Source organism: Hymenobacter sp. (assembly GCF_036387835.1).
In the GTDB taxonomy this organism is placed as follows: domain Bacteria; phylum Bacteroidota; class Bacteroidia; order Cytophagales; family Hymenobacteraceae; genus Hymenobacter.
The window spans coordinates 93,735-114,834 of sequence record NZ_DASVSY010000007.1 but is presented as its reverse complement, the minus strand read 5'-3'; the positions used below and the strand labels follow the sequence as shown (position 1 = coordinate 114,834).

Genomic DNA, 21,100 nt, shown 5'->3' with positions numbered 1-21,100 from the left:
TTTCATATGAATCCGCTATCCGTTTGGTTTCGTTGCCTAGCCGCACTGCTATTCAGTAGCCTGCTGTTAGGCCCTACCGCCTGCAAGCTCGATTTGCCGAACCCCAACGCTGCTACCGAGGAACAGGCTTTGGAAACCCGTGAGGGTATTCTGGCCCTAAGCTTGGGGCTACGCCAGCTGTATTCCACTACGGCGCTAGAACCGATTATTCTTACCACCGGCACTACCAGCCGAGAGGTGAAAGGCATTACTACCTTTTTCAATATCACCGAACTAGAGCAAGGTGGCGGACAACTCTCTCCTAGCAACGCCAACACATCGGCACTTTTTGCCCGCAACGCTCGCGTACTCTACGTTGCTGACCGACTCATTGGCGCGGCTCCCACCGTACTAGCCGCCGATCCGGCCACTCAGAGTGGAGTGCTTGCACATGCCTATCTGTTTAAGGCCGCAGCCTTGGCAGGTATGGCACTAGGTTTCGAGCAAGGCCCGCTCACTACTGGTACGGCCCCTACTTTCGTCCCGCGCCAACAATTACTACAAGAGGCTATCCGCCTACTTGACCAAGCCGCACAGGAGTTGGCTGCTACACCTCCATCGGCCGAGTTCAACACGCAAGTACTTGGCACTGCCTTCAACTTACCCAACACTGTACAGGCCTACCGAGCACGGTTCAACCTAATGGCTGGTAACTATGCCGCTGCTCTTACTGCCGCTAACCTAGTATCCCTGACAAGCCTATCAACTTTTATATATTCAACACAAAACCCCAATCCAGTTTATCAATTTACAGCGCTGGCAGGCACCAACTTTCGTCCTCGCGACCGGTTTGGCCTGCCCTCAACTTTAGTTGAAACCAACGACAGCCGTTTAACCTTCTATTTAAGCGGCCCGGTAGTAGCCGACGCCAACAATGGCAGCACCGATAACATCCGCACGTTGGCCGGCTTCTTTAACAGAATAGATAGTCCTATTCCGGTTTACCTCCCCGATGAGATGCGCCTGATCCGAGCCGAGGCTAACTTGCGCGCGGCCACACCCAACATCACTGCTGCTCTTACCGATATCAATGCTGTGCGCACGCAAACGACCGGAGACCCATCGGGAGTTTATGCTGCGCTGCCTGCTTATGCGGGCCTGCAAACCGTCGATGCTTTGTTATTGGAGGTATATAAGCAACGCTGTGCGGAACTCTATTTAAGCGGCCTACGCCTCGATGACAGCCGCCGCTTCGGCCGGCCGGCCCCACCAACTAGTCTAACGGAGCGCAACCGTAATTTCTACCCGTATCCGCAGCAAGAACGCACCAACAACTCCAACGTGCCTGCTGATCCTGCCATATAGCTTGGCTAGCAACGGCATAAGAAAGCCCCGCTTCAATGAGAAGCGGGGCTTTCTTATGCCGTTGCTAGCCAAGTTTAGCGTACTGGTGCGGCTAATGGTAGTAAACCGAAGCTCAATACCTGCCGGGCGGTGGAATCACGAAAGGTGACATCAAGCTGCACCTTGGGCCGGGCTGCCAACGTATCGGCTTTGAACATGAAGGCCACGAATGCTTGTGGATGCTGCCCATCCCGAAGACGGAAACCTAGCTTATACAAATCAATAGCCGGCCCATAGCGCTGGCCCTGCTCGTAGAGCGGCTGGGCCACTGCCCGAAACCGGGCGGGCGTCAGGACCGACCCTACTTCGGGTGCCAGCATGCGGTGTGCCAACTCAAACTCGCCGCGCAATACTGCCAGCAAAAATTGCCGGGCCGCTTGTATCTGCGTGGGACGGCGGGCGGGTGGAGCGGCCCCCAACGGTGCGCTTAGCAACAGCAAACCAATCAAAGCCCCCACCCAACGCGTACGAATACCGATAAGAAATAAGCTCAGCTGCGTCATAAGCAAGACAAACGAATACGAAGGATAACTCCACCAGCCTACTGCCTGTTCCTTCAACGCAAATCAGCGGTGGCTAGCTGGTTCTTCCGAAACCAACTATCCACCGCCGATACTATCGTCTTTCTTATCGCAGGCTATACTGAAAGCAAGCCCTTAATACTACGCGCTTGTGCTATTCAATCACGATGCGTCTTGTGGCGTTGAGGCCTGCTCCGGTTAGGCGTAGCACGTAGATGCCGGGGCTCAGCTGCTGCGTGTTGAAGGTAGCAGGAGCCATGCGGCTGTTGAGGAGTAGCTGCTGCTGGATTACCTGCCGGCCTAAGGCGTCATAGAGCGTCAGGTCGGCAGTTTTGCCGTTGCCAGTACCCGTCAGTTGCACCGTGATATGCTTGCCAACGGCCGCCGGATTGGGGAACACGCTTAATGCAAAGCCAGTTAGTTGCTCGTCGCGCGTGCCTTGTACAATGTTAGCAACCGTCAGTGTGCGCGAAACTACGTTGTTGGTCTCGTTGCTTTCTGCAATATCGTTCACATGGTCGGCCACAAATAATATGTAATAAGTACCCGCTGCTGTATTGGCAGGAATAAGGAGCGAAGTGCTCAATGGCTGCGAAGCACTTGGCCCTAGCAGCCCGGCCTGAGAATTGCCCAGGAAAATATCACTGCTACCAAATACAGCATCCGTCGAGAGATAATAACCGATAGCACTCTGTGGAGCTGTTGTATTGCCTTGATTGTTCAGTAAGCAGCTGGCAGCAGTCGCGCTACCTGCTAGTAGGGTGCTATTCGATAGGGCTGCCTGCGCAATCACCAAGTCAGGAAGCATCGGCGACGACACAAACAGATTCGTAAACGTTACGTTGTTGTTTTCACTGATTTCTGCAACACTGTTCTGCGGATCAGCCACATACAGCAGATAGTAGTTACCCGTTACCACCGAATTAGGAACAGTAAACTGCCCCCCACGCACCGCAGTTTGAGTCGGTACCAATGATCCGCCCGTTACGTTGCCCAATAACAGGTCAGAGGCATCGAAGGTAGTATTGGTCGATAGATAGAAGCCGAGAGTGCTGCTAGTAGCCGCAATGCTGCCTTGATTTCTAATTGACGAAACCAGCGTTATCGTACTACCCGCGTTTGCAAAGCTTGGGTTACCGGTAGAAGATAGTGGAACAAGGTCAGGCAGCGCTGCCGGAACTACGCACGAAACGGCTGCTTCGAAGCCGGTATTTACTACACTGCCATCCGTGTTGAACTGCAAAGTGAGTGCCCCAGTGCTGTTAGAGGCCGTAACAATGCCCGGATTGTTGACAAAAGTACCAATTATGGGCGACGAAGTACTCGGACCATCATAAATTGTTAAACGGTCGCAGCAGGTTTCAACGGCAAAAGAGTTGAACACAAGCTGAATTTTGCTACCCGCCGTGCCAGGGTTGATGACCAGAGTGCCATTTGCATAATCATCATAATTGCTGGTGCCGCCATGGTCGTATACCGTCGTGTTACACGTAGTAATGGTAGCCGTACCGGAGTAAGGCACTAGTACACCGTTGAAAGGTGCTGTCACGACAAACGCCAGCCCAACCACGTTGTTATTCTCGTTGGTTTCATTCACCAATCCGGTGTGGTCGGCTACATACAATATGTAATAGTTGCCGGGCGTGGTACCAGCTGGTATGCCAAGCACAGCACTGCGGCTGCTGTAGTCGTTAGCGGCCAAAAATCCACCGCTCGCTGTCCCGAGCAGCACATCACTCGCACTTAGCACATTGTCAGCAGAAAGGTAGTATCCAACGTTACTGCTCGAAGCAGCTGAGTTGCCCTGGTTATTGATGGATACATAGGCATTGAATGAGACGCCTGCCCCGGCAGAAGTACGCGAAAGGTTAGGTTGCGACAAGGCGAGGTCTATTCCGGGAGCAACAACTGTGAGTATTACGCTCCGAACGTTGTTGGTTTCGTTGGTCTCCGCTACAACATTCAAGTTATCGGCAACGAACAGCACGTAGTAGGTACCAGGCGTAGTTGTGCTTGGCAGCGTAAACTGCGGATAAGTGGTGTATCCCTGATTGGTTGTTAGCTGAGGCACGCTGTTAGTTATCAACAACTGATCGTTGGAGCTCAGCGTGGCATCAGTAGATAAGTATACCCCCGTGCTGCTGTTTCCGGAAGTGGTATTTCCTTGGTTATAAGTAAATGCTGTTGCACTGACACTACCGCCCGGCACTGCTGAGACCTGACTAATTTGGGCCTGCTGTACCACAAGGTCTATGCTTGGGGCCGATATTGTAATTGATACCGCAGCTACGTTGTTGGTTTCGTTCGACTCATTAACAACGTTTTGATAATCGGCGGCAAATAAAATATAGTAGTTACCAGGTGTAATACCAGGTGGTACGTTGGCCGAAGCACTGCGGTACTGGTTGAAACTAGGTGTTAGCTGTCCACCAAACGAGGATGTTAATAGCTGGTCGTTCGCATCAAGAGCAATATCCGTGGAAATGTAGTAGCCAACACTGCTGAAGTTAGCCGTAGCATTACCCTGATTCACTATCGTGCACGACAAGTTAAGTGTATTGCCTGGTGCCGTGTTGGGCGTAAGTACGTTGCTTTGCTGAATTACCAGATCGACACTAGGGGGCACCACGTTTACCGAGATGCTGGCAATGTTGTTGTTTTCATTGCTCTCATTCACCACGTTCAAGTAGTCGGCGGCAAACAGCAAATAGTAGTTGCCCGTGGGCGTAGAAGCTGGCACCGGCAACGTAGCCGAGCGGTACGACGACTGATTGGCCCCTAGTGCGCTACCAAATGAGCTTCCCAGCAGTACATCGTTGGCACTCAACGTAGCATCCGACGACAAATAATAGCCCACGTTGCTACTTTGCGCGGTTGCCCCGGAAAGGTTGTAAACCGTGCAGTTCACTGATAAAGTATTGCCGGGCACAATGGCCAATGGCTGCGCAGATGCGCCCTGAATAGCTAAATCAGCCTGCGGAGCAGAGTTCACACAGGCAATAGTAGCCGAGAAACCACTATACTGTCCTACGAAGTCGCTAGTAAAACGCACTGTGAGGGTGCCAGCACTAGTGGTGGCATACACAGTACCCGGAGTCTGCGAATCGTAGGTACCAATAAGGGGAGCCGCCGTACTTGAGCCATCGTAGATATAGAGCCGATCGTAGCCAGTCTCTATATTGAATGAGGTAAAATCCAGGCGAATCTTGTTGCCGGCCGTAGCGGGCGTCAATGTCACCGCACCATCAACGTTCGCCGAATACGTGCCGCCAGCACCGCCATCGTCGTAGAGTGTACCACTACAAGTAGTGAGAGCGGTTGAACCTGTAGTAGGTAGCAGATAGGTCTGGGCCGTGGCAGGAAACGCCAAAACTAAGGGCAGTAACAAGCTTCCAAACAACGAGAATAGTCGTCGTTTAAGCAAAAGGTAGAGTTGGGCCATACAATAATGAGAAAGGATAAAAAAGAAAAAGCCAACCCTACGCTCCTGACTAGGAGCGGGCTGGCAAAAAGAAAATGTAAGTAAAAAACGCCTGAAGGCGCAAAAAGCTATTTTCCCTCTTGGTGAGGCACCAGAATAAATACGTCTTCACTAGGGCGTTTCATAATATATCGTTCTCGGGCAAACTTTTCCAGTAGCTCTGGGCTACTCAGCAGCTCTGCCCGCTCTTTTTTTACTGTCTCAATATTTTCTAGATAATAATTACGCTCGGCCTGCAATTCGTGCAGCTTAGCATACATATCATATTGTTTTGCGAAGTCGTTCGCATCAAACACCAGCATCCACACCAGGAAGCTTACACCTACATAAAAGTAAAAGCTGCGTAAAAAACCAGGAATGCGCATGTTTGTACTACTGCTAATCAACTTTCAAATATAGAATCAATTATGGTAGATTTAAAAGATAGCGGCATTCTTTTATTCTCCGGTCATCTACCTCTTTACCTACCACACCATATAGTGTAAACGAAACAAAAACGGTCCTGTTGCCTTCAAGCAACAGGACCGTTTTAATACAGAGCAGCCTAAGCTACTGTCTAACGTTACATTTTGCGACCAGGGAAGTATGCTACCTCTCCTAGTTCCTCCTCAATACGGAGCAATTGGTTGTACTTCGCCATGCGGTCAGAACGCGAAGCCGAACCCGTCTTAATTTGACCGGTGTTCAATGCTACTGCCAGGTCGGCAATAGTGTTGTCCTCAGTTTCGCCTGAACGGTGGCTCATGATGCTCTTATAGCCGTTGCGGCGGCCTAGGTTAATAGCGTCAATGGTTTCGGTGAGCGTACCAATCTGGTTCACTTTAATCAGGATAGCATTGGCAATTTTCTCGTCAATACCACGCTGCAACCGAGTTACATTGGTCACAAACAAATCATCGCCTACCAGCTGCGTAGTAGAGCCAACGCTGTCCGTCAGCGCCTTCCAACCAGCCCAGTCGTCCTCGTCCATACCATCTTCCAAGCTGATGATCGGGTATTTCTTGGTCCAGTCGGTCCAGTAAGCTACCATCTCCGAAGAGGTCAGCTTGTCGCCAGTGCTTTTCTTGAAGTGGTACACGCCATCCTCGTAGAACTCCGATACGGCAGCATCCATAGCAATCATCACATCTTCACCAGGACGGTAACCAGCCACTTCTATGGCCTGAAGTACAATCTTGATGGCGTCTTCGTTGGATTTGATGTTTGGGGCAAAGCCCCCCTCATCGCCTACGTTCGTGCTGAAGCCTTGCTTCTTGAGTACGTTCTTCAGGTGGTGGAAAATTTCGGTACCCCAACGAAGCGCCTCCGAAAACGAAGATGCGCCTACTGGCATAATCATGAACTCCTGGAAGTCGATAGAGTTGTCGGCGTGCGAACCACCGTTCAAGATGTTCATCATGGGTACGGGCAGCGTGGTAGCCCCTACCCCACCCACATAGCGGTAGAGCGGCATACCGGCCTCTTGTGCAGCAGCACGGGCAATTGCCAATGAAGCACCCAAGATGGCATTAGCACCAAGGTTAGCCTTGTTGGGTGTGCCATCCAGTTCCAGCATAATCTTATCGAGCAAACCTTGCTCGAATACCGAAAAACCAATCAGCTCTTCGGCAATCTGGCTGTTCACGTTCTCAACTGCTTTGAGCACGCCTTTGCCCATGTACATGCTCTTATCGTCGTCGCGCAACTCTACGGCTTCGTGCTTGCCGGTGCTGGCACCCGAAGGAACGGCCGCCCGGCCTACCGTACCACTGTCGGTGGTCACGTCCACTTCTACGGTCGGGTTGCCGCGCGAATCAAAAATCTGACGGGCATGAATGGCGGTGATGATGCTCATAATGGAAAGAATGAGGTTGGAAAAAGTTGGGTAACCGCGAAACGAGCAACTACTACAGCTCGACAAAAACACTTTTGTTTGTGGCGGCAAGGTAAGGAATTCAGAAAACAGCCTATCCTGTTTCAGCACCTTTTGCCTGAATCCTTTTAAGGCGACGCTGATTAAACTTCACTCAAATAAAAAGGGACGTACCAGCCGGCACGTCCCTTTCGATTCATATACTAGATGCTCAGACTATGAAGCCGACTCATCGTCCTTCTTCTCGTCACGGGTTTCGCCTTCTTTCAGCGTATCCGTAGCAGTATCTTCAGGAGCAGCAGCAACAGGAGCTTCAGCTACTACTTCAGCCGACGATTGGCCTTCGCCAGCCGTAGCCTTCTTCTTGCCGCGCGAACGACGAGTGGTAGTAGTCTTCGCTTCAGCAGCTGATTTAGCTTCCAGCAGCGTTTCGTTGTAGTCCACGAGTTCGATAACGCACATCTCAGCGTTATCGCCAAGACGGCTCTCGCTTAGTTTGATAATGCGAGTATAACCACCCGGACGAGTAGCAATTTTAGCTGCTACATCGCCGAACAGTTCTTTCAAGGTTTCCTTGTTCTCCAGTACCGAGAATACCGTACGACGCGAGTGCGTAGTGTCGTTCTTAGCCTTAGTGAGTAGGGGCTCCACGAATTGACGTAGAGCTTTGGCTTTAGCTACTGTAGTTGTCACGCGCTTGTGCATGATCAGAGACGAAGCCATGTTAGCCAGCATCGCATTGCGGTGCGAAGCTGTGCGGCCGAGGTGGTTAATGGTTTTACCGTGACGCATAAAAAAAGAAAAGTGTGGGCTTGCGAACGACGACCACGGCGGAAGGCAAGCTAGTTACGTTGCCTCCTCATTAGAACCGTCGCCCCTTGGGCTCACTAATGAAAAAAGTGAGTGGGCAAAAAAAGGTGCTCTTCCCATAGGCCGGAGCCATAGCGGGAAGAGCACCAATACAATCTATTCTTCGTCGAGCTTATACTTGCTCAAGTCCATGCCGAAGTTCAAGCCTTTCTCCTCTACGAGGTTTTCCAGCTCGGTCAGCGACTTCTTACCGAAGTTGCGGAACTTCATCATGTCCGACATATCCAACTGTACCAAGTCACCAAGGGTCTTGATGTCGGCGGCCTTGAGGCAGTTGTAGGCACGTACGCTCAGATCCATGTCCGCCAGCGGCGTCTTCAGAACCTTACGCATGTGCAGCGTTTCTTCATCCACGGTCTCCTCTTCTTCAGCTTTAGCCGTTTCGAAGGTCATGGTGCTGTCCGAGAACAGCATGAAGTGCTGGATCAAAATATTGGCAGCACCTTTCAGCGCTTCTTCCGGATGAATAGAACCGTCGGTATGAATCTCGATGAGGAGCTTCTCGTAGTCGGTTTTCTGTTCTACGCGGGTGTTCTCGATGCTATACTTCACGTTCTTGATAGGTGTGAAGATGGCATCGATGGCAATCTGTCCGAATACCTGGTCGGTTGGCTTGTTCTCTTCAGCTGGCACGTAACCACGGCCTTTCTGAATAGAGAACTCAAACTCCAGTTCCACCGAAGGATCGATGTGGCAGATTACGAGGTCCGTATTCAGGACTTCGAAACCGTTGGTGAACTTGTTGATGTCACCAGCAGTAAACGTCTCCTGGCCTTTGATGCGTACGGTGATTTTGTCCTCGATAGCATCACTAACCTTCTTGAAGCGTACTTGCTTCAGGTTGAGGATGATTTCGGACATGTCCTCAATCACACCTTCAATGGTCATGAACTCGTGCAGAACGCTGCTGGTGCGAACCGACGTGATGGCGTAGCCCTCCAGCGACGACAGCAGGATACGGCGCAACGCGTTGCCGATCGTGACGCCGTAGCCTTTCTCCAGCGGTTTAAATTCAAACGTTCCGTAGAAGTCGTCGGATTTCTCCATCACTACCTTCTCCGGCATTTGAAAAGCTAAGATTGACATAAGTTGGGGCGGTTTTAGTATTGAGTAATGGGTATTGAGTATTGAGAAAGCTCTCAGTACCCACTACCCAATACTTGAATCCATTTAAAGAAAGTCGAAGTAAGAAAGCAGCCTGCGCTAACAGGCTTACTTTTAAGATTACTTCGAGTACAACTCGACAATAAGCTGCTCGGTAATCTTCTCCGGAATCAACTCACGTGAAGGAGCGCTGATGAACTTACCAGCCATTTCCTTGCCGTCCCATTCCAACCACGAGAATGCGCGAGCATTACGAGCGCTCAAGCTAGTGGTAATAGCTTCCAATGACTTCGACTTCTCACGTACCGCCACGATGTCGCCAGCGCGGAGCTTGTAAGAAGCAATGTTCACAATTTCACCATTTACAGTAACGTGCTTGTGCAACACCAACTGACGAGCAGCACGACGCGTTGTGGCAATGCCGAAACGGTACACAGTGTTGTCGAGGCGCGACTCCAGCAAAGCCAGCAGGTTGTCACCGGTGATACCGGGCATCGTAGCTGCTTTGTGGAACAAGTTCTCGAATTGCTTCTCGAGCACACCGTACATATATTTAACTTTCTGCTTCTCCATCAACTGGACAGCATACTCGCTTTGTTTTTTGCGACGACCACGGCCGTGCTGGCCGGGAGGATACGCTTTCTTGGTGAGTGCCTTGCTTGGGCCAAAGATCGGCTCACCAAAGCGACGGGCAATCTTGGTTTTTGGACCTGTATAACGTGCCATTTCGGGGTTATGAAGTTTTGAGGGGGTTGAACTGCGCGTGTCGGGCTTCTTAGATCCGCCTTACTGAATAGAAAAGGCGCATCAGAAACCCGACACCGGTGGCAAACACTAGGCTTGCCAGTTCAGATAATTATACGCGACGACGTTTGGGGGGACGGCAGCCATTGTGGGGCAGCGGCGTCACGTCCTTGATGGTCGTTACCTCAATACCCACGTTACCCAACGTACGGATAGCCGACTCACGGCCAGCACCCGGGCCTTTAACAAACACTTCGGCTTTGCGCATGCCTAAATCATGAGCTACTTTACCGCAGTCGGTAGCAGCCATCTGAGCAGCGTAAGGCGTATTTTTCTTGGAGCCACGGAAGCCCATCTTGCCAGCAGAAGCCCAAGAAATAACTTGGCCGTTGTTGTTGGTGATGGAGATGATGATGTTGTTGAACGAGGCTTTGATGTGTACCTGGCCTACTGGCTCAACAACGACAACGCGCTTTTTGGCTTTGTCTTTTCTTTTTTGTGCCATTTGGTTATCGCGAAAATGCGCGGAAGGTGTTGACGCCTGCTTTGAGAACATCAAAGCAGGAGCCGATTCCCGCTACGGTTTATTTAGTAGCCTTCTTCTTACCAGCAACAGTCTTGCGCTTGCCCTTACGGGTACGCGAGTTGTTCTTGGTGCGCTGACCACGAACAGGCAGACCTTTGCGGTGACGCAAACCCCGGTAGCAACCGATGTCCATGAGGCGCTTGATGTTCAGCTGCACTTCTGAACGCAGTACACCTTCGGTTTTAAACTCAGCGGCAATTACGCCACGGATTTCGCCTGCCTCTGCTTCGGTCCAGTCTTTCACCTTCTTGTTCAGGTCAACGCCTGCTTTGGTGAGGATCTGCTGAGCAGAAGGACGGCCAATGCCGAAAATGTAGGTCAGCGCGATTTCACCGCGCTTGTTGTCTGGGATATCTACCCCTGCAATACGAGCCATGTGCTTTATTAAAAAGTCTGGTGCTACTACCCTTGACGCTGCTTGTAGCGTGGGTTCTTTTTGTTGATGACGTAGAGCTTGCCATTACGGCGGACGATTTTGCAATCGACACTACGCTTTTTGATGGACGTTTTGACTTTCATATCGTCGGTTATTTGTAACGGTACACAATTCGCCCCTTCGACAGATCGTAGGGTGACATTTCTAGCTTTACTTTATCTCCCGGCAAAATCTTGATGTAGTGCATCCGCATCTTGCCCGAAATGTGGGCAATCAGTTGGTGACCGTTCTCCAGTTCCACCCGGAACATGGCATTAGAAAGGGCTTCCAGGATGACTCCGTCTTGCTCAATGGAAGTTTGTTTGGCCATAAGGCTACTGTAAGGCTTTTTCTATGTATTCGAAGGAAGTAAGAATCTCTGCTTTATCTTTTCGTATTACTACGGTGTGCTCGAAATGCGCTGAAGGCTTATAGTCTTTGGTGCGAATGGTCCAGCCATCCTTCTCTTGTACTACATCCTTCTTTCCTAGGTTCACCATCGGCTCGATAGCAAGAACTAACCCCGTTTGCAACTTTAGTCCCGAACCACGTTTACCGTAGTTAGGTACCTCAGGCCGCTCGTGCAGCTTCTTACCAATCCCATGGCCGACAAGTTCCCTAACCACTCCATAACCTTGTTTTTCAACATGGTTTTGAATGGCATAGCTAACGTCTCCCATCCGGTTACCCGCCACTGCCTGCTCAATACCGAGATACAGTGACTTTTTGGTTTCCTCTAAAAGCCGGAGTACTTCCGGCGCCACTTCCCCTACTGGATAAGTGTAAGCACTATCTGAGTGATACCCATTCAGCAGTACTCCGCAATCGACCGAAATAATGTCGCCACTCTTCAGCATATGGTCACCTGGAAAACCATGGACCACAACAGCGTTAGGTGAGATGCAGAGACTGTAAGGAAAATCATTATAACCTTTGAAAGAAGGCTGTCCGCCATGGTCACGAATGAATTCCTCTGCGCGCTGGTCCAACTCTCGCGTCGTTATTCCTTCCCGAATCATACCCGCAACTTCTCCGTGGGCTTGAGCTAGCACTTTCGCACTGGCCCGAATGAGTTCTATTTCTTCCTCAGTCTTGTAAACAATCATGACTGGTTAAGATGCCATAGCTATGTTCTGCGAACGGCCACGCAACTTGCCAGTTTTCATCATGCCATCGTAGTGACGCATCAACAAGTAGCTTTCTACTTGGTTGAGCGTATCCAGCACCACTCCTACCATGATGATAAGCGAGGTACCGCCATAGAAAGCTGAGAAAGGACGAGTAACGCCAGCCAGCAGAGCAAGCGACGGGAAAATAGCAATCAGTGCCAGTGCTACAGCACCCGGCAAGGTGATATGAGTTAACACCTCATCAATGTACTCCGAAGTATCGCGGCCAGGCTTAACACCGGGCACGAAACCACCACTCCGCTTCAAGTCATCAGCAATCTGATTAGGATTGACGCTGATGGCTGTGTAGAAGTAAGTGAAGACAATGATAAGGGTAGCAAAAACCAAGTTGTACTGCCACGACGTGTAATCCGAGAATTTCACACCTATATAGCTAGCAGTTTCGCTATCGTTCTGCCAAACCGAAGCAAGAATAGCGGGCACGAACATCAACGACTGAGCGAAGATGATCGGCATTACACCGGCTGCATTCACCTTCATCGGGATGAACTGACGCTGCGCATTCAACTGAGCAGTGCTACCTACTTGCTTAGCATACTGAACCGGAATCCGGCGTACAGCCTGCGTCAGTACAATAACTGCCATTACCACTAAAAACAGAACAACCAGTTCAATCAAGAAGATCAATGAACCGCGCATGCCTTTAGCAGCCGCCTCACCGATGATAGCACCTGGCAGACGTGATACAATCCCGATCATAATGATCATAGAAATACCGTTGCCAATACCTTTATCGGTGATCTTTTCACCCAACCACATGCAAAACAGTGTTCCGGCCGTAATAATCAACATCGTGGTGACGGTGAAGAACGTGCCAGGGCTGATAATGGCATCAGCGTTAATGGTAGCGATGAAGCCAACCGACTGCGCCATTACAATAGGAATGGTGAGAATACGTGTATACTGATTGATCTTCTTCCGGCCCGACTCCCCTTCTTTTTGAAGTTTTTGGAAATATGGCACTGCTATCGTGAGCAATTGCAACACGATAGAGGCTGAAATGTAAGGCATAATGCCCAAGGCGAAGATGGAAGCATTACTGAACGCACCGCCAAGCAGCGTGTCTAGAATGCCAAACACCCCTGATGCACCACCCGTTTTAAGACGAGTTGCATCAACGCCCGGCAGCACCACGAAAGAACCTAACCGGTATATGGCAATGAAGAAAAGCGTATTGAAGATCCGCATACGCAGATCTTCAATCGCAAAAATGTTCTTGATCGTAGTGATGAACTTGTTCATTGCCAATCTTGCTTTACAGCGTCACAGCTTTACCCCCGGCTTTTTCGATAGCTTCAACAGCCGATTTCGAGAAGGCGTGAGCGTGAACTTCCAAAGCCTTGGTGATTTCACCACGACCTAGAACTTTGATCTTAGCGCTTTTCGAAACCAGACCAGCTGACACGAAGAAAGCACTATCAAGCGTAGTAGTAGCACCGCCTTCGGTTAAACTAGCCAGTACGTCTAGATTAACTGCCTTGTACTCGATCCGGTTAATGTTCTTGAAACCGAACTTAGGCACACGGCGCTGCAAGGGCATCTGGCCACCTTCGAAACCAGACTTTTTGGAATAGCCCGAACGGGACTTTTGGCCTTTGTGACCGCGCGTTGAAGTGCCGCCACGGCCGGAACCCGTGCCACGGCCAAGGCGCTTATTATTGCGCGTTGAACCTTCGGCGGGTTGGAGATTACTGAGATTCATGGTCGGGATATCCTAGAGTGCGGTTACTTCCAACAAGTGCTGCACGGCAGCCACCATACCAGCTACTTGAGGAGTGTTTTCCACTGCCTTAGTGCTGCCAATTTTACCAAGGCCAAGGGCCTTAATCGTGCGTTTCTGACGCTCAGGGCGGTCAATAACGCTCTTGACGAGTTTGATTTGGATCTGCGCCATCGTTAGTTAACCGTTAAAAACTTGGGCGAGAGTGATACCACGAGCCTGAGCGATTTGCATCGGGTCGCGCATCTTTAGCAGAGCATCAAAAGTAGCCTTTACTACGTTGTGGGGGTTCGACGAACCCTTTGACTTGGCTAATACGTCTTTGATGCCAGCGCTTTCAAATACAGCACGCATAGCACCACCGGCAATTACGCCTGTACCTGCTGCTGCTGGCTGTACCAACACAAAGCCACCAGAGTATTTGCCTTCCATCACGTGAGGCACAGTGTGCTTGTAAAGAGGAACGCGTACTAGGTTTTTCTTGGCGTCGTCAATGCCTTTGGCAATGGCGTCGGTTACTTCGTTGGCTTTACCGAGGCCATAGCCTACAGTGCCATTGCCGTCACCTACTACTACGATAGCCGAGAAGCTGAAGCGACGACCACCTTTTACTACTTTGGCTACGCGGTTGATGGCTACTACCTTCTCTTTCAGATCAGATTCGCCAGCACGAGGAGCTTGCTGCTCACGGTTGCCACCACGTTCACGGTTTTGGCCTTGGCCGCCGCGATTATTGTTGTCTTGGGCCATATTCTTAGAAATTGAGGCCGCCTTCGCGGGCTCCTTCTGCCAATGATTTTACGCGGCCGTGGTAGAGATAACCGGAACGGTCAAATACCACTTTCGAAATTCCTTTTCCTGTAGCACGGGCGGCAATTTCTCTGCCGACTGCGGCGGCGAGGGCGACTCCGTTGCCCCCTTCCACCGAAACGTGCTTCGAGGAAGCAGACGCCAACGTGTGGCCGGTAGTGTCGTCAATAATCTGAGCATAGATGCCCGTATTGCTGCGAAACACCGACAGACGTGGACGCTCGGACGTGCCAGCCACCTTGGTGCGGATGATGCGCTGGATCCGTTTTCTTCTAGTTGCTTTATCGAAAGCCATGGTCTGTTATTATTTCGAAGCTGTTTTACCGGCCTTACGACGAATCTGCTCACCCACGAAGCGCACGCCTTTGCCTTTGTAGGGCTCAACTTTGCGCAACGAACGAATCTTAGCGGCCACTTGACCGAGCAGTTGTTTGTCGATGCTGTTTAGCGTAACGATAGGGTTCTTACCTTTCTCAGTTACAGCAGTAGCAGTTACTTCCTTTGGCAGAGCCAAGAAGATGTTGTGCGAGTAACCCAAAGATAATTCGAGCGTAGTACCAGCCATTGCGGCTTTGTAACCTACACCAACTAGCTCCAGTTTGTGCTCGAACCCGTTGCTAACACCTTGGATCGAGTTGTTGAGCAGCGAGCGGTAGAGACCGTGCATCGCCTTGTGGCGCTTCTGCTCGGTCGGACGCTCCACTACCAACTGACCGTCGGCTTGCGAAACAGTGATGTCGCGGTCAACTGGAACTAGCAAAGTGCCTTTCGGGCCCTTTACAGTTACTTGATTTTCTTTGCTCACTTCAACCTGAACACCGGAGGGCAGGCTGATGGGCAGTTTACCAATGCGTGACATATCTAGTTCTTGTCGATTAGTAAACGTAGCACAGCACTTCGCCGCCCACGTTCTCGGCTTTAGCTTCTTTTTCCGTCATTACCCCTTTCGAAGTAGAGAGGATAGCAATACCCAGGCCGCTCAACACGCGGGGCATATTGTCAATGGCAGCGTACGTACGCAGACCAGGTGAGCTAATACGCTCCAGCTTCGTGATGGCAGGCTGCTTGGTAGCAGGGTTGTACTTCAACGCGATTTTGATCGTGCCTTGTACTGCAGCATCGTCAAAACGGTAGCTCTGAATGTAGCCTTTCTTATAGAGTACCTTCGTGATTTCCTTTTTGATGTTGCTGGCCGGAATCTCTACAACCCGGTGGTTTGCCTTGATGGCATTGCGCACCCGGGTCAGGTAATCGGCAATTGGATCTGTATTCATTTCGGGGTAAAAAAAGAGGCGCCCTTTTTTAGGGAGCCGCAAAGATATGAAAAATTTCACCGCCGCCGTAAGCGGCGGTGAAATTTTCGTATAAGACTTCTTGGCTCGTCTTTGCGGGAGCGGCCAATGGTTTCTCTCGGCAACCTGCCAAGTATAATTGCTTCTAGCATGAGCTAAAAAGCAATAGGCAACAAATTACCAGCTGGATTTTGTTACGCCGGGGATCTTACCAGCCAACGCCATCTCGCGGAAACGTACACGGCTGATGCCGAACTTACGCATGTAACCACGGGGGCGGCCGTCAATCAGGTCGCGGTTGTGCAAACGCACGGGCGACGAATCACGGGGCAGTTTGTCTAGGCCTTCATAGTCACCAGCAGCCTTCAGCGCTTTGCGCTTCTCAGCATAGCGGGCAACTAGGGCGATGCGCTTACGCGCTCTTGCTTTTGCTGATTCCTTAGCCATTGTTGTCTTGCTTCTTGGCGTTAGCGAAAGGCATTCCGAAAGCGCGGAGCAACTCGTAGCTCTGCTCGTCGTTTTCAGCGCTGGTTACGAAAGTGATATCCATACCCGAAATCGACTTGATCTTGTCGATCGAAATTTCGGGAAAAATGATTTGCTCTTTAACGCCGAGAGTATAATTGCCACGACCGTCGAAGCCCTTGTCATTGATACCCTTGAAGTCACGAACTCGGGGCAGAGCCACCGTCAGAAGACGGTCCATGAACTCGTACATCCGCTCGCCACGCAGCGTTACGCGGGCACCAATTGGCATCCCTTCACGCAGCTTGAAGTTCGAAACTGAACGCTTGGCGATGGTCGGAACAGCTTTTTGACCAGTGATGGTCGACAGTTCATCTACACCATTGTCCACTAGCTTCTTGTCAGCTACGGCAGCACCAATACCGCGGTTAATGCAGATCTTGGTGATGCGCGGTACCTGCATGATGCTCTTAAACTGGAATTTCTCCTGGAGCGCCGGTATTACTTCCTTGTTATATTTCTCTTTGAGTCGTGCCATTGTCGTCGTATCGAATTAGGCTTTTGGAGCTTCCACTGCCTTCACGTTACTCACGTGAATACCAGCTTCGATCTTGGTGATGCCGCCCTGTGGGTTTTTCGCACTTGGTTTATTGTGCTTAGTCACCAGGTTCAGGCCTTCTACGATAACGCGCTCCGTGGTGCGGTTCACCGACTTTATAACGCCGGTTTTACCTTTTTCATCACCAGCGATAACCAAAACGGTATCACCAGTTTTCACGTGCAGTTTCGCAGGCTTTTTGTCTTTGGTCTTCGTTGCCATTGCTTAGAGAACTTCAGGAGCGAGCGAAACAATCTTCATGAACTGCTTCTCGCGCAGTTCGCGGGCCACTGGACCGAAGATGCGGGTACCGCGGGGCTCATCGTTGTTGTTGAGCAGTACCGCAGCGTTGTCGTCGAAACGAATGTAAGAACCGTCTTTGCGACGAATCTCTTTCTTCGTGCGAACTACAACTGCTTTTGATACAGTGCCTTTTTTAGCGTTGCCGGAAGGAATAGCCGACTTGATGGCTACTACAATCTTGTCGCCTACGCTGGCGTATTTCTTGCCCGTGCCACCGAGGACACGAATGCAGAGAACTTCTTTGGCGCCGCTGTTATCAGCGACGGTCAGACGGGATTCTTGCTGTATCATCTTACTTGGCGCGTTCTACAATTTCAACCAATCTCCAGCGCTTGTTCTTGCTCAACGGGCGGGTACCCATGATGCGAACAGTATCGCCTTCGCCACATTCGTTATTCTCGTCGTGCGCCATGAACTTGGTCGACTTGGTAACGAACTTACCGTAGATCGGGTGTTTCATTTTGCTCTCCACCATTACCGTGATGGACTTGTCCATCTTGGCGGAAGTAACGCGCCCGATGATTTCTTTGCGCAGATTCCGCTCAACGGCGGATGTTGCCTGCTGCTCTTCGTTGCTTGCCATCGTTAGTTAGCAGTTTTAGTAGCCTGCTCGTTCTTCCGACGGGTCTGCTCAGTCAGCAAACGGGCGACGTTCTTGCGGCTAGTTTTCAAACGACCTGGGTTTTCCAATGGGGAAATAGCATGCGCGAAACGCAGCGACTGACCATTGGCTTTTTCGGTCTTAATTTGTTCGTTCAGGGCCTCGTCCGAGAGGGCCAGGATTTCAGTGTTCTTCATCTTACTTGCTTTCTACGTAGTCGCGACGAACAACAAACTGAGTCCGAACTGGCAACTTCTGAGCAGCCAGACGGAGTGACTCCTGAGCCACTTCCAGCGATACGCCGTCCGATTCAAACATGATGGTACCAGGCTTCACGCAGGCTACCCAATACTCGGGCGAACCTTTACCCTTACCCATCCGCACTTCAGCAGGCTTCTTGGTAATTGGCTTGTCTGGGAAAATACGGATCCATACTTGCCCTTCACGTTTCATGGCGCGGGTCATGGCGATACGAGCAGCCTCAATCTGGCGAGCCGTAATCCAAGCCACTTCCAACGATTTGATAGCGAAGGAACCGAAGTCTATGGAGCTGCCGCGGAAGGCGAGACCTGTCACGCGACCCTTTTGCATCTTGCGATACTTGGTCCTTTTCGGTTGTAACATGAGTTATTAAAATTGAAATTCAGAAGAAGGAAAAGGACTAGCGACGTGGAGCACCACCGCCACCACGGTTGCCACCACCGGCAGGACCGTTACGACGTGGGCCAGCATTGCCACCACCACGGTTGTCACCGGTACCAGCACCACCGCCGCGGTTCTCACCGCCACGGTCGCCACCACGGTCACGACGTGGGCCACGGTCACCACCACGGTCGCCACGCTCACCGCGTGGGCCGCGCTCGTTACCACCGCGCGTCTCGTTGCCTTGGTTAGCAGGAACCTGATTCGGGGAGAGGTCGGGCTTACCGAACACTTCACCACGCATCACCCATACCTTGATGCCAATTTTGCCATACACGGTCTGAGCTTCCGACAAAGCATAGTCGATATCAGCGCGCAACGTGTGCAGCGGCGTACGACCTTCTTTGTACTGCTCGGAACGGGCAATTTCAGCACCACCCAAACGGCCACCGCACTGGATCTTGATGCCTTCGGCACCAACACGCATTGCAGCCTGGATAGACATCTTCATAGCACGACGGAACGAGATACGCGCTTGCAGCTGCTGAGCAATGCTCTCCCCTACTAGCTTGGCGTCGAGTTCCGGACGCTTAATTTCGAAGATGTTGATCTGAACGTCTTTGCTGGTGATCTGCTTCAGTTCGTCCTTGATCTTGTCAACTTCAGCGCCACCTTTACCAATTACCACACCCGGACGAGCCGTGTTGATAGTGATAGTGATACGCTTGAGGGTACGCTCGATAACGATGCGGCTAATGCCACCTTTCGGGATACGAGCGAGTATATATTTGCGGATTTTTTCGTCCTCAACCAGTTTATCGGCAAAGTCCTTGCCGCCGTACCAGTTCGAGTCCCATCCTTTGATGACGCCTAGACGGAAGCCAACCGGATTTACTTTCTGTCCCATAGTGCTTATGCGGAGGCTTGAGCCGTAGTTTCAGTGGATTTCTTGGCTGAGCTACGACGAGTTTTCGTGGCTTTGCCTTCAGTAGTTGTAGCAGCAACAGCTTCGATAGCTGCTTTGCTCCCAATACGCTCAACTTTTGCGTCAATCACAAGAGTGACGTGGTTGCTACGCTTGCGGATGCGGTGACCACGACCCTGAGGAGCAGGGCGCAGACGCTTCAACTGACGTCCTTCGTCCACGAAAATCTCCTTGATGTAGAGATTAGCATCCTCGATGCGCTCGTCCTCGTTCTTCTGCTGCCAGTTGGCCAAAGCCGAAAGCAACAGTTTCTCGATACGCTCGGCACCTGAGTTGGCTTCGAATTTTAGCAAGCCCAAGGCGCGGGTCACTTTCTGACCACGTACCATGTCGGCTACCAAGCGCATCTTGCGCGGCGAGGTAGGAACATTACTTAGTTTAGCTCTTGCTTCCATCTTAGCGTTTGCCTTTATCTTTCTTGGCTACGTGGCCACGGAAGTTGCGCGTTGGAGCGAACTCGCCGAGCTTATGACCGACCATGTTTTCGGTCACGTATACCGGGATGAATTTATTGCCATTGTGCACCGCGAAGGTGTGGCTAACGAAGTCTGGAGAAATCATCGAGCGGCGCGACCAAGTCTTGATGACGGCCTTTTTGCCCGACTCTTCCATCGTCGTTACTTTTTTCTCGAGCCGAAAGTCAATGTACGGCCCTTTTTTTAGTGAACGTGCCATTGGTTATTTCTTGCCTTTGCGATTAACGATGAGCTGCTCTGAGTACTTGTTCTTGTTGCGGGTCTTCTGACCCTTAGCGAAGATACCGTTACGGCTACGTGGGTGACCACCCGACGATTTACCTTCACCACCGCCCATTGGGTGGTCAACAGGGTTCATTGCAACACCACGAACGCGCGGACGACGACCTAACCAACGATTACGACCAGCTTTGCCGAGACGTACGTTCATGTGGTCACCATTCGATACGGTACCAACGGTAGCCATGCAGGTTACGAGAACCATGCGCATCTCACCGGAAGGCAGTTTCAGAGTGGCGTACTTGTCTTCACGAGCTACAAGCTGAGCGTACGTGCCAGCCGAGCGGGCCATTGCTGCACCAGCACCGGGCATCAGCTCGATGTTGTGAACAATAGTACCAAGTGGGATTTCGCGGAGCGGCAATGCGTTGCCTACTTCCGGCGCAACACCGGTACCCGATACAACCGTACGGCCTACTTCAACACCAGCGGGCGCAATGATATAGCGCTTTTCGCCATCGGCATACTGAAGCAAGGCGATACGAGCCGTGCGGTTTGGATCGTACTCGATGGTCTTCACTATAGCAGGCACGCTGGCCTTGTCACGCTTGAAGTCAACGATACGATACTTGGCTTTGTGTCCACCACCGATGTAGCGGTTAGACATTTTACCAGAGTTATTGCGGCCACCGGAGTTTTTCATGGGTGCCAACAGCGACTTCTCCGGCGTCGACGTCGTAATCTCGTCGAACGTCGGGGCGATACGGAAGCGCTGACCCGGTGATGTTGGTCTTAGTTGTTTGAGTGCCATTACTCTTGCTTAGGAATTATTCTTTTGCAGAA

Annotated in this window: 31 protein-coding genes; 1 reads left to right on the top strand and 30 read right to left on the bottom strand. The window is 51.2% G+C overall.

Translation table 11 applies throughout. From position 1 onward, the window contains the following. Positions 1-6 precede the first annotated feature (6 nt). Positions 7-1,344 carry a RagB/SusD family nutrient uptake outer membrane protein gene (locus tag VF639_RS01250; protein ID WP_331144059.1) on the top strand — a complete coding sequence of 446 codons (1,338 nt, stop codon included), beginning with the start codon at positions 7-9 and terminating at the stop codon, positions 1,342-1,344. Positions 1,345-1,418: 74 nt separating this feature from the next. Here VF639_RS01250 and VF639_RS01245 read toward each other — a convergent pair whose 3' ends face one another. From VF639_RS01245 to rplB, 30 genes are all read right to left on the bottom strand, one after another. Next, positions 1,419-1,886, bottom strand: coding sequence for a hypothetical protein (locus tag VF639_RS01245; RefSeq protein ID WP_331144058.1), 468 nt, complete (start codon positions 1,884-1,886; stop codon positions 1,419-1,421). Positions 1,887-2,058: 172 nt separating this feature from the next. Continuing rightward, the gene (locus tag VF639_RS01240; protein ID WP_331144057.1) at positions 2,059-5,274 is read right to left on the bottom strand and encodes a CARDB domain-containing protein; all 3,216 of its coding nucleotides are present in this window, start codon (positions 5,272-5,274) and stop codon (positions 2,059-2,061) included. A gap of 179 nt (positions 5,275-5,453) precedes the next feature. Then, positions 5,454-5,750: an FtsB family cell division protein gene (locus VF639_RS01235; protein ID WP_331144056.1), complete on the bottom strand. Its 297-nt coding sequence runs from the start codon at positions 5,748-5,750 to the stop codon at positions 5,454-5,456. Positions 5,751-5,947: 197 nt separating this feature from the next. Then, positions 5,948-7,219 (bottom strand): phosphopyruvate hydratase, encoded by a 1,272-nt coding sequence (gene eno / locus VF639_RS01230; RefSeq protein ID WP_331144055.1) that lies wholly within the window; start codon positions 7,217-7,219, stop codon positions 5,948-5,950. 234 nt (positions 7,220-7,453) lie between these two features. Beyond that, the gene (gene rplQ / locus VF639_RS01225; protein WP_331144054.1) at positions 7,454-8,029 is read right to left on the bottom strand and encodes a 50S ribosomal protein L17; all 576 of its coding nucleotides are present in this window, start codon (positions 8,027-8,029) and stop codon (positions 7,454-7,456) included. A gap of 174 nt (positions 8,030-8,203) precedes the next feature. Then, positions 8,204-9,193, bottom strand: coding sequence for a DNA-directed RNA polymerase subunit alpha (locus VF639_RS01220; protein ID WP_331144053.1), 990 nt, complete (start codon positions 9,191-9,193; stop codon positions 8,204-8,206). A 138-nt stretch (positions 9,194-9,331) separates the two neighbouring features. Continuing rightward, positions 9,332-9,937, bottom strand: a complete 606-nt coding sequence (gene rpsD, locus VF639_RS01215) for a 30S ribosomal protein S4 (RefSeq protein WP_331144052.1) — start codon at positions 9,935-9,937, stop codon at positions 9,332-9,334. Between the two features lie 130 nt (positions 9,938-10,067). Beyond that, a complete protein-coding gene (gene rpsK, locus VF639_RS01210; RefSeq protein ID WP_022822149.1) occupies positions 10,068-10,460 on the bottom strand; it encodes a 30S ribosomal protein S11 in 393 nt (130 codons plus the stop codon). A 79-nt stretch (positions 10,461-10,539) separates the two neighbouring features. Further along, positions 10,540-10,917 carry a 30S ribosomal protein S13 gene (gene rpsM / locus VF639_RS01205; protein WP_022822148.1) on the bottom strand — a complete coding sequence of 126 codons (378 nt, stop codon included), beginning with the start codon at positions 10,915-10,917 and terminating at the stop codon, positions 10,540-10,542. A gap of 26 nt (positions 10,918-10,943) precedes the next feature. Further along, positions 10,944-11,060 (bottom strand): 50S ribosomal protein L36, encoded by a 117-nt coding sequence (rpmJ, locus tag VF639_RS01200; RefSeq protein ID WP_022822147.1) that lies wholly within the window; start codon positions 11,058-11,060, stop codon positions 10,944-10,946. 8 nt (positions 11,061-11,068) lie between these two features. Beyond that, a complete protein-coding gene (gene infA, locus VF639_RS01195) occupies positions 11,069-11,287 on the bottom strand; it encodes a translation initiation factor IF-1 (RefSeq protein WP_022822146.1) in 219 nt (72 codons plus the stop codon). A gap of 4 nt (positions 11,288-11,291) precedes the next feature. Further along, on the bottom strand, positions 11,292-12,062 hold the full coding sequence (gene map, locus VF639_RS01190; protein ID WP_331144051.1) for a type I methionyl aminopeptidase: 771 nt from the start codon (positions 12,060-12,062) through the stop codon (positions 11,292-11,294). A 6-nt stretch (positions 12,063-12,068) separates the two neighbouring features. Continuing rightward, the gene (gene secY, locus VF639_RS01185; protein ID WP_331144050.1) at positions 12,069-13,388 is read right to left on the bottom strand and encodes a preprotein translocase subunit SecY; all 1,320 of its coding nucleotides are present in this window, start codon (positions 13,386-13,388) and stop codon (positions 12,069-12,071) included. Between the two features lie 13 nt (positions 13,389-13,401). Continuing rightward, positions 13,402-13,848 carry a 50S ribosomal protein L15 gene (gene rplO / locus VF639_RS01180; RefSeq protein WP_331144049.1) on the bottom strand — a complete coding sequence of 149 codons (447 nt, stop codon included), beginning with the start codon at positions 13,846-13,848 and terminating at the stop codon, positions 13,402-13,404. Positions 13,849-13,860: 12 nt separating this feature from the next. Further along, the gene (rpmD, locus tag VF639_RS01175) at positions 13,861-14,040 is read right to left on the bottom strand and encodes a 50S ribosomal protein L30 (protein WP_277231422.1); all 180 of its coding nucleotides are present in this window, start codon (positions 14,038-14,040) and stop codon (positions 13,861-13,863) included. A gap of 6 nt (positions 14,041-14,046) precedes the next feature. Continuing rightward, the gene (rpsE, locus tag VF639_RS01170) at positions 14,047-14,616 is read right to left on the bottom strand and encodes a 30S ribosomal protein S5 (RefSeq protein WP_243797577.1); all 570 of its coding nucleotides are present in this window, start codon (positions 14,614-14,616) and stop codon (positions 14,047-14,049) included. Positions 14,617-14,620: 4 nt separating this feature from the next. Beyond that, positions 14,621-14,971 (bottom strand): 50S ribosomal protein L18, encoded by a 351-nt coding sequence (gene rplR / locus VF639_RS01165; RefSeq protein WP_022822140.1) that lies wholly within the window; start codon positions 14,969-14,971, stop codon positions 14,621-14,623. Positions 14,972-14,980: 9 nt separating this feature from the next. Then, entirely contained in the window at positions 14,981-15,535 is a 555-nt protein-coding gene (gene rplF / locus VF639_RS01160) for a 50S ribosomal protein L6 (RefSeq protein WP_331144048.1), read from the bottom strand. A gap of 16 nt (positions 15,536-15,551) precedes the next feature. Then, positions 15,552-15,950, bottom strand: a complete 399-nt coding sequence (gene rpsH / locus VF639_RS01155; protein WP_331144047.1) for a 30S ribosomal protein S8 — start codon at positions 15,948-15,950, stop codon at positions 15,552-15,554. Positions 15,951-16,145: 195 nt separating this feature from the next. After that, the gene (gene rpsN / locus VF639_RS01150) at positions 16,146-16,415 is read right to left on the bottom strand and encodes a 30S ribosomal protein S14 (protein ID WP_022822137.1); all 270 of its coding nucleotides are present in this window, start codon (positions 16,413-16,415) and stop codon (positions 16,146-16,148) included. Continuing rightward, the gene (rplE, locus tag VF639_RS01145) at positions 16,408-16,971 is read right to left on the bottom strand and encodes a 50S ribosomal protein L5 (RefSeq protein WP_331144046.1); all 564 of its coding nucleotides are present in this window, start codon (positions 16,969-16,971) and stop codon (positions 16,408-16,410) included. Before rplE ends, rpsN begins: the two co-directional genes overlap by 8 nt. A 15-nt stretch (positions 16,972-16,986) precedes the next feature. Further along, positions 16,987-17,253, bottom strand: a complete 267-nt coding sequence (gene rplX, locus VF639_RS01140; protein ID WP_022822135.1) for a 50S ribosomal protein L24 — start codon at positions 17,251-17,253, stop codon at positions 16,987-16,989. 3 nt (positions 17,254-17,256) lie between these two features. Beyond that, positions 17,257-17,625 (bottom strand): 50S ribosomal protein L14, encoded by a 369-nt coding sequence (gene rplN, locus VF639_RS01135; protein ID WP_022822134.1) that lies wholly within the window; start codon positions 17,623-17,625, stop codon positions 17,257-17,259. Position 17,626: 1 nt separating this feature from the next. Beyond that, entirely contained in the window at positions 17,627-17,917 is a 291-nt protein-coding gene (rpsQ, locus tag VF639_RS01130; protein WP_206981617.1) for a 30S ribosomal protein S17, read from the bottom strand. A 2-nt stretch (positions 17,918-17,919) separates the two neighbouring features. Further along, positions 17,920-18,132, bottom strand: coding sequence for a 50S ribosomal protein L29 (gene rpmC / locus VF639_RS01125; protein WP_022822132.1), 213 nt, complete (start codon positions 18,130-18,132; stop codon positions 17,920-17,922). Position 18,133: 1 nt separating this feature from the next. Further along, positions 18,134-18,559 (bottom strand): 50S ribosomal protein L16, encoded by a 426-nt coding sequence (gene rplP, locus VF639_RS01120; RefSeq protein WP_022822131.1) that lies wholly within the window; start codon positions 18,557-18,559, stop codon positions 18,134-18,136. A gap of 37 nt (positions 18,560-18,596) precedes the next feature. Further along, positions 18,597-19,484: a 30S ribosomal protein S3 gene (rpsC, locus tag VF639_RS01115; protein ID WP_331144045.1), complete on the bottom strand. Its 888-nt coding sequence runs from the start codon at positions 19,482-19,484 to the stop codon at positions 18,597-18,599. 5 nt (positions 19,485-19,489) lie between these two features. Beyond that, positions 19,490-19,957 (bottom strand): 50S ribosomal protein L22, encoded by a 468-nt coding sequence (rplV, locus tag VF639_RS01110; protein WP_022822129.1) that lies wholly within the window; start codon positions 19,955-19,957, stop codon positions 19,490-19,492. A gap of 1 nt (position 19,958) precedes the next feature. Further along, on the bottom strand, positions 19,959-20,237 hold the full coding sequence (gene rpsS / locus VF639_RS01105) for a 30S ribosomal protein S19 (RefSeq protein WP_022822128.1): 279 nt from the start codon (positions 20,235-20,237) through the stop codon (positions 19,959-19,961). Between the two features lie 3 nt (positions 20,238-20,240). Further along, positions 20,241-21,068: a 50S ribosomal protein L2 gene (rplB, locus tag VF639_RS01100; RefSeq protein ID WP_331144044.1), complete on the bottom strand. Its 828-nt coding sequence runs from the start codon at positions 21,066-21,068 to the stop codon at positions 20,241-20,243. Between the last annotated feature and the right edge of the window lie 32 nt (positions 21,069-21,100).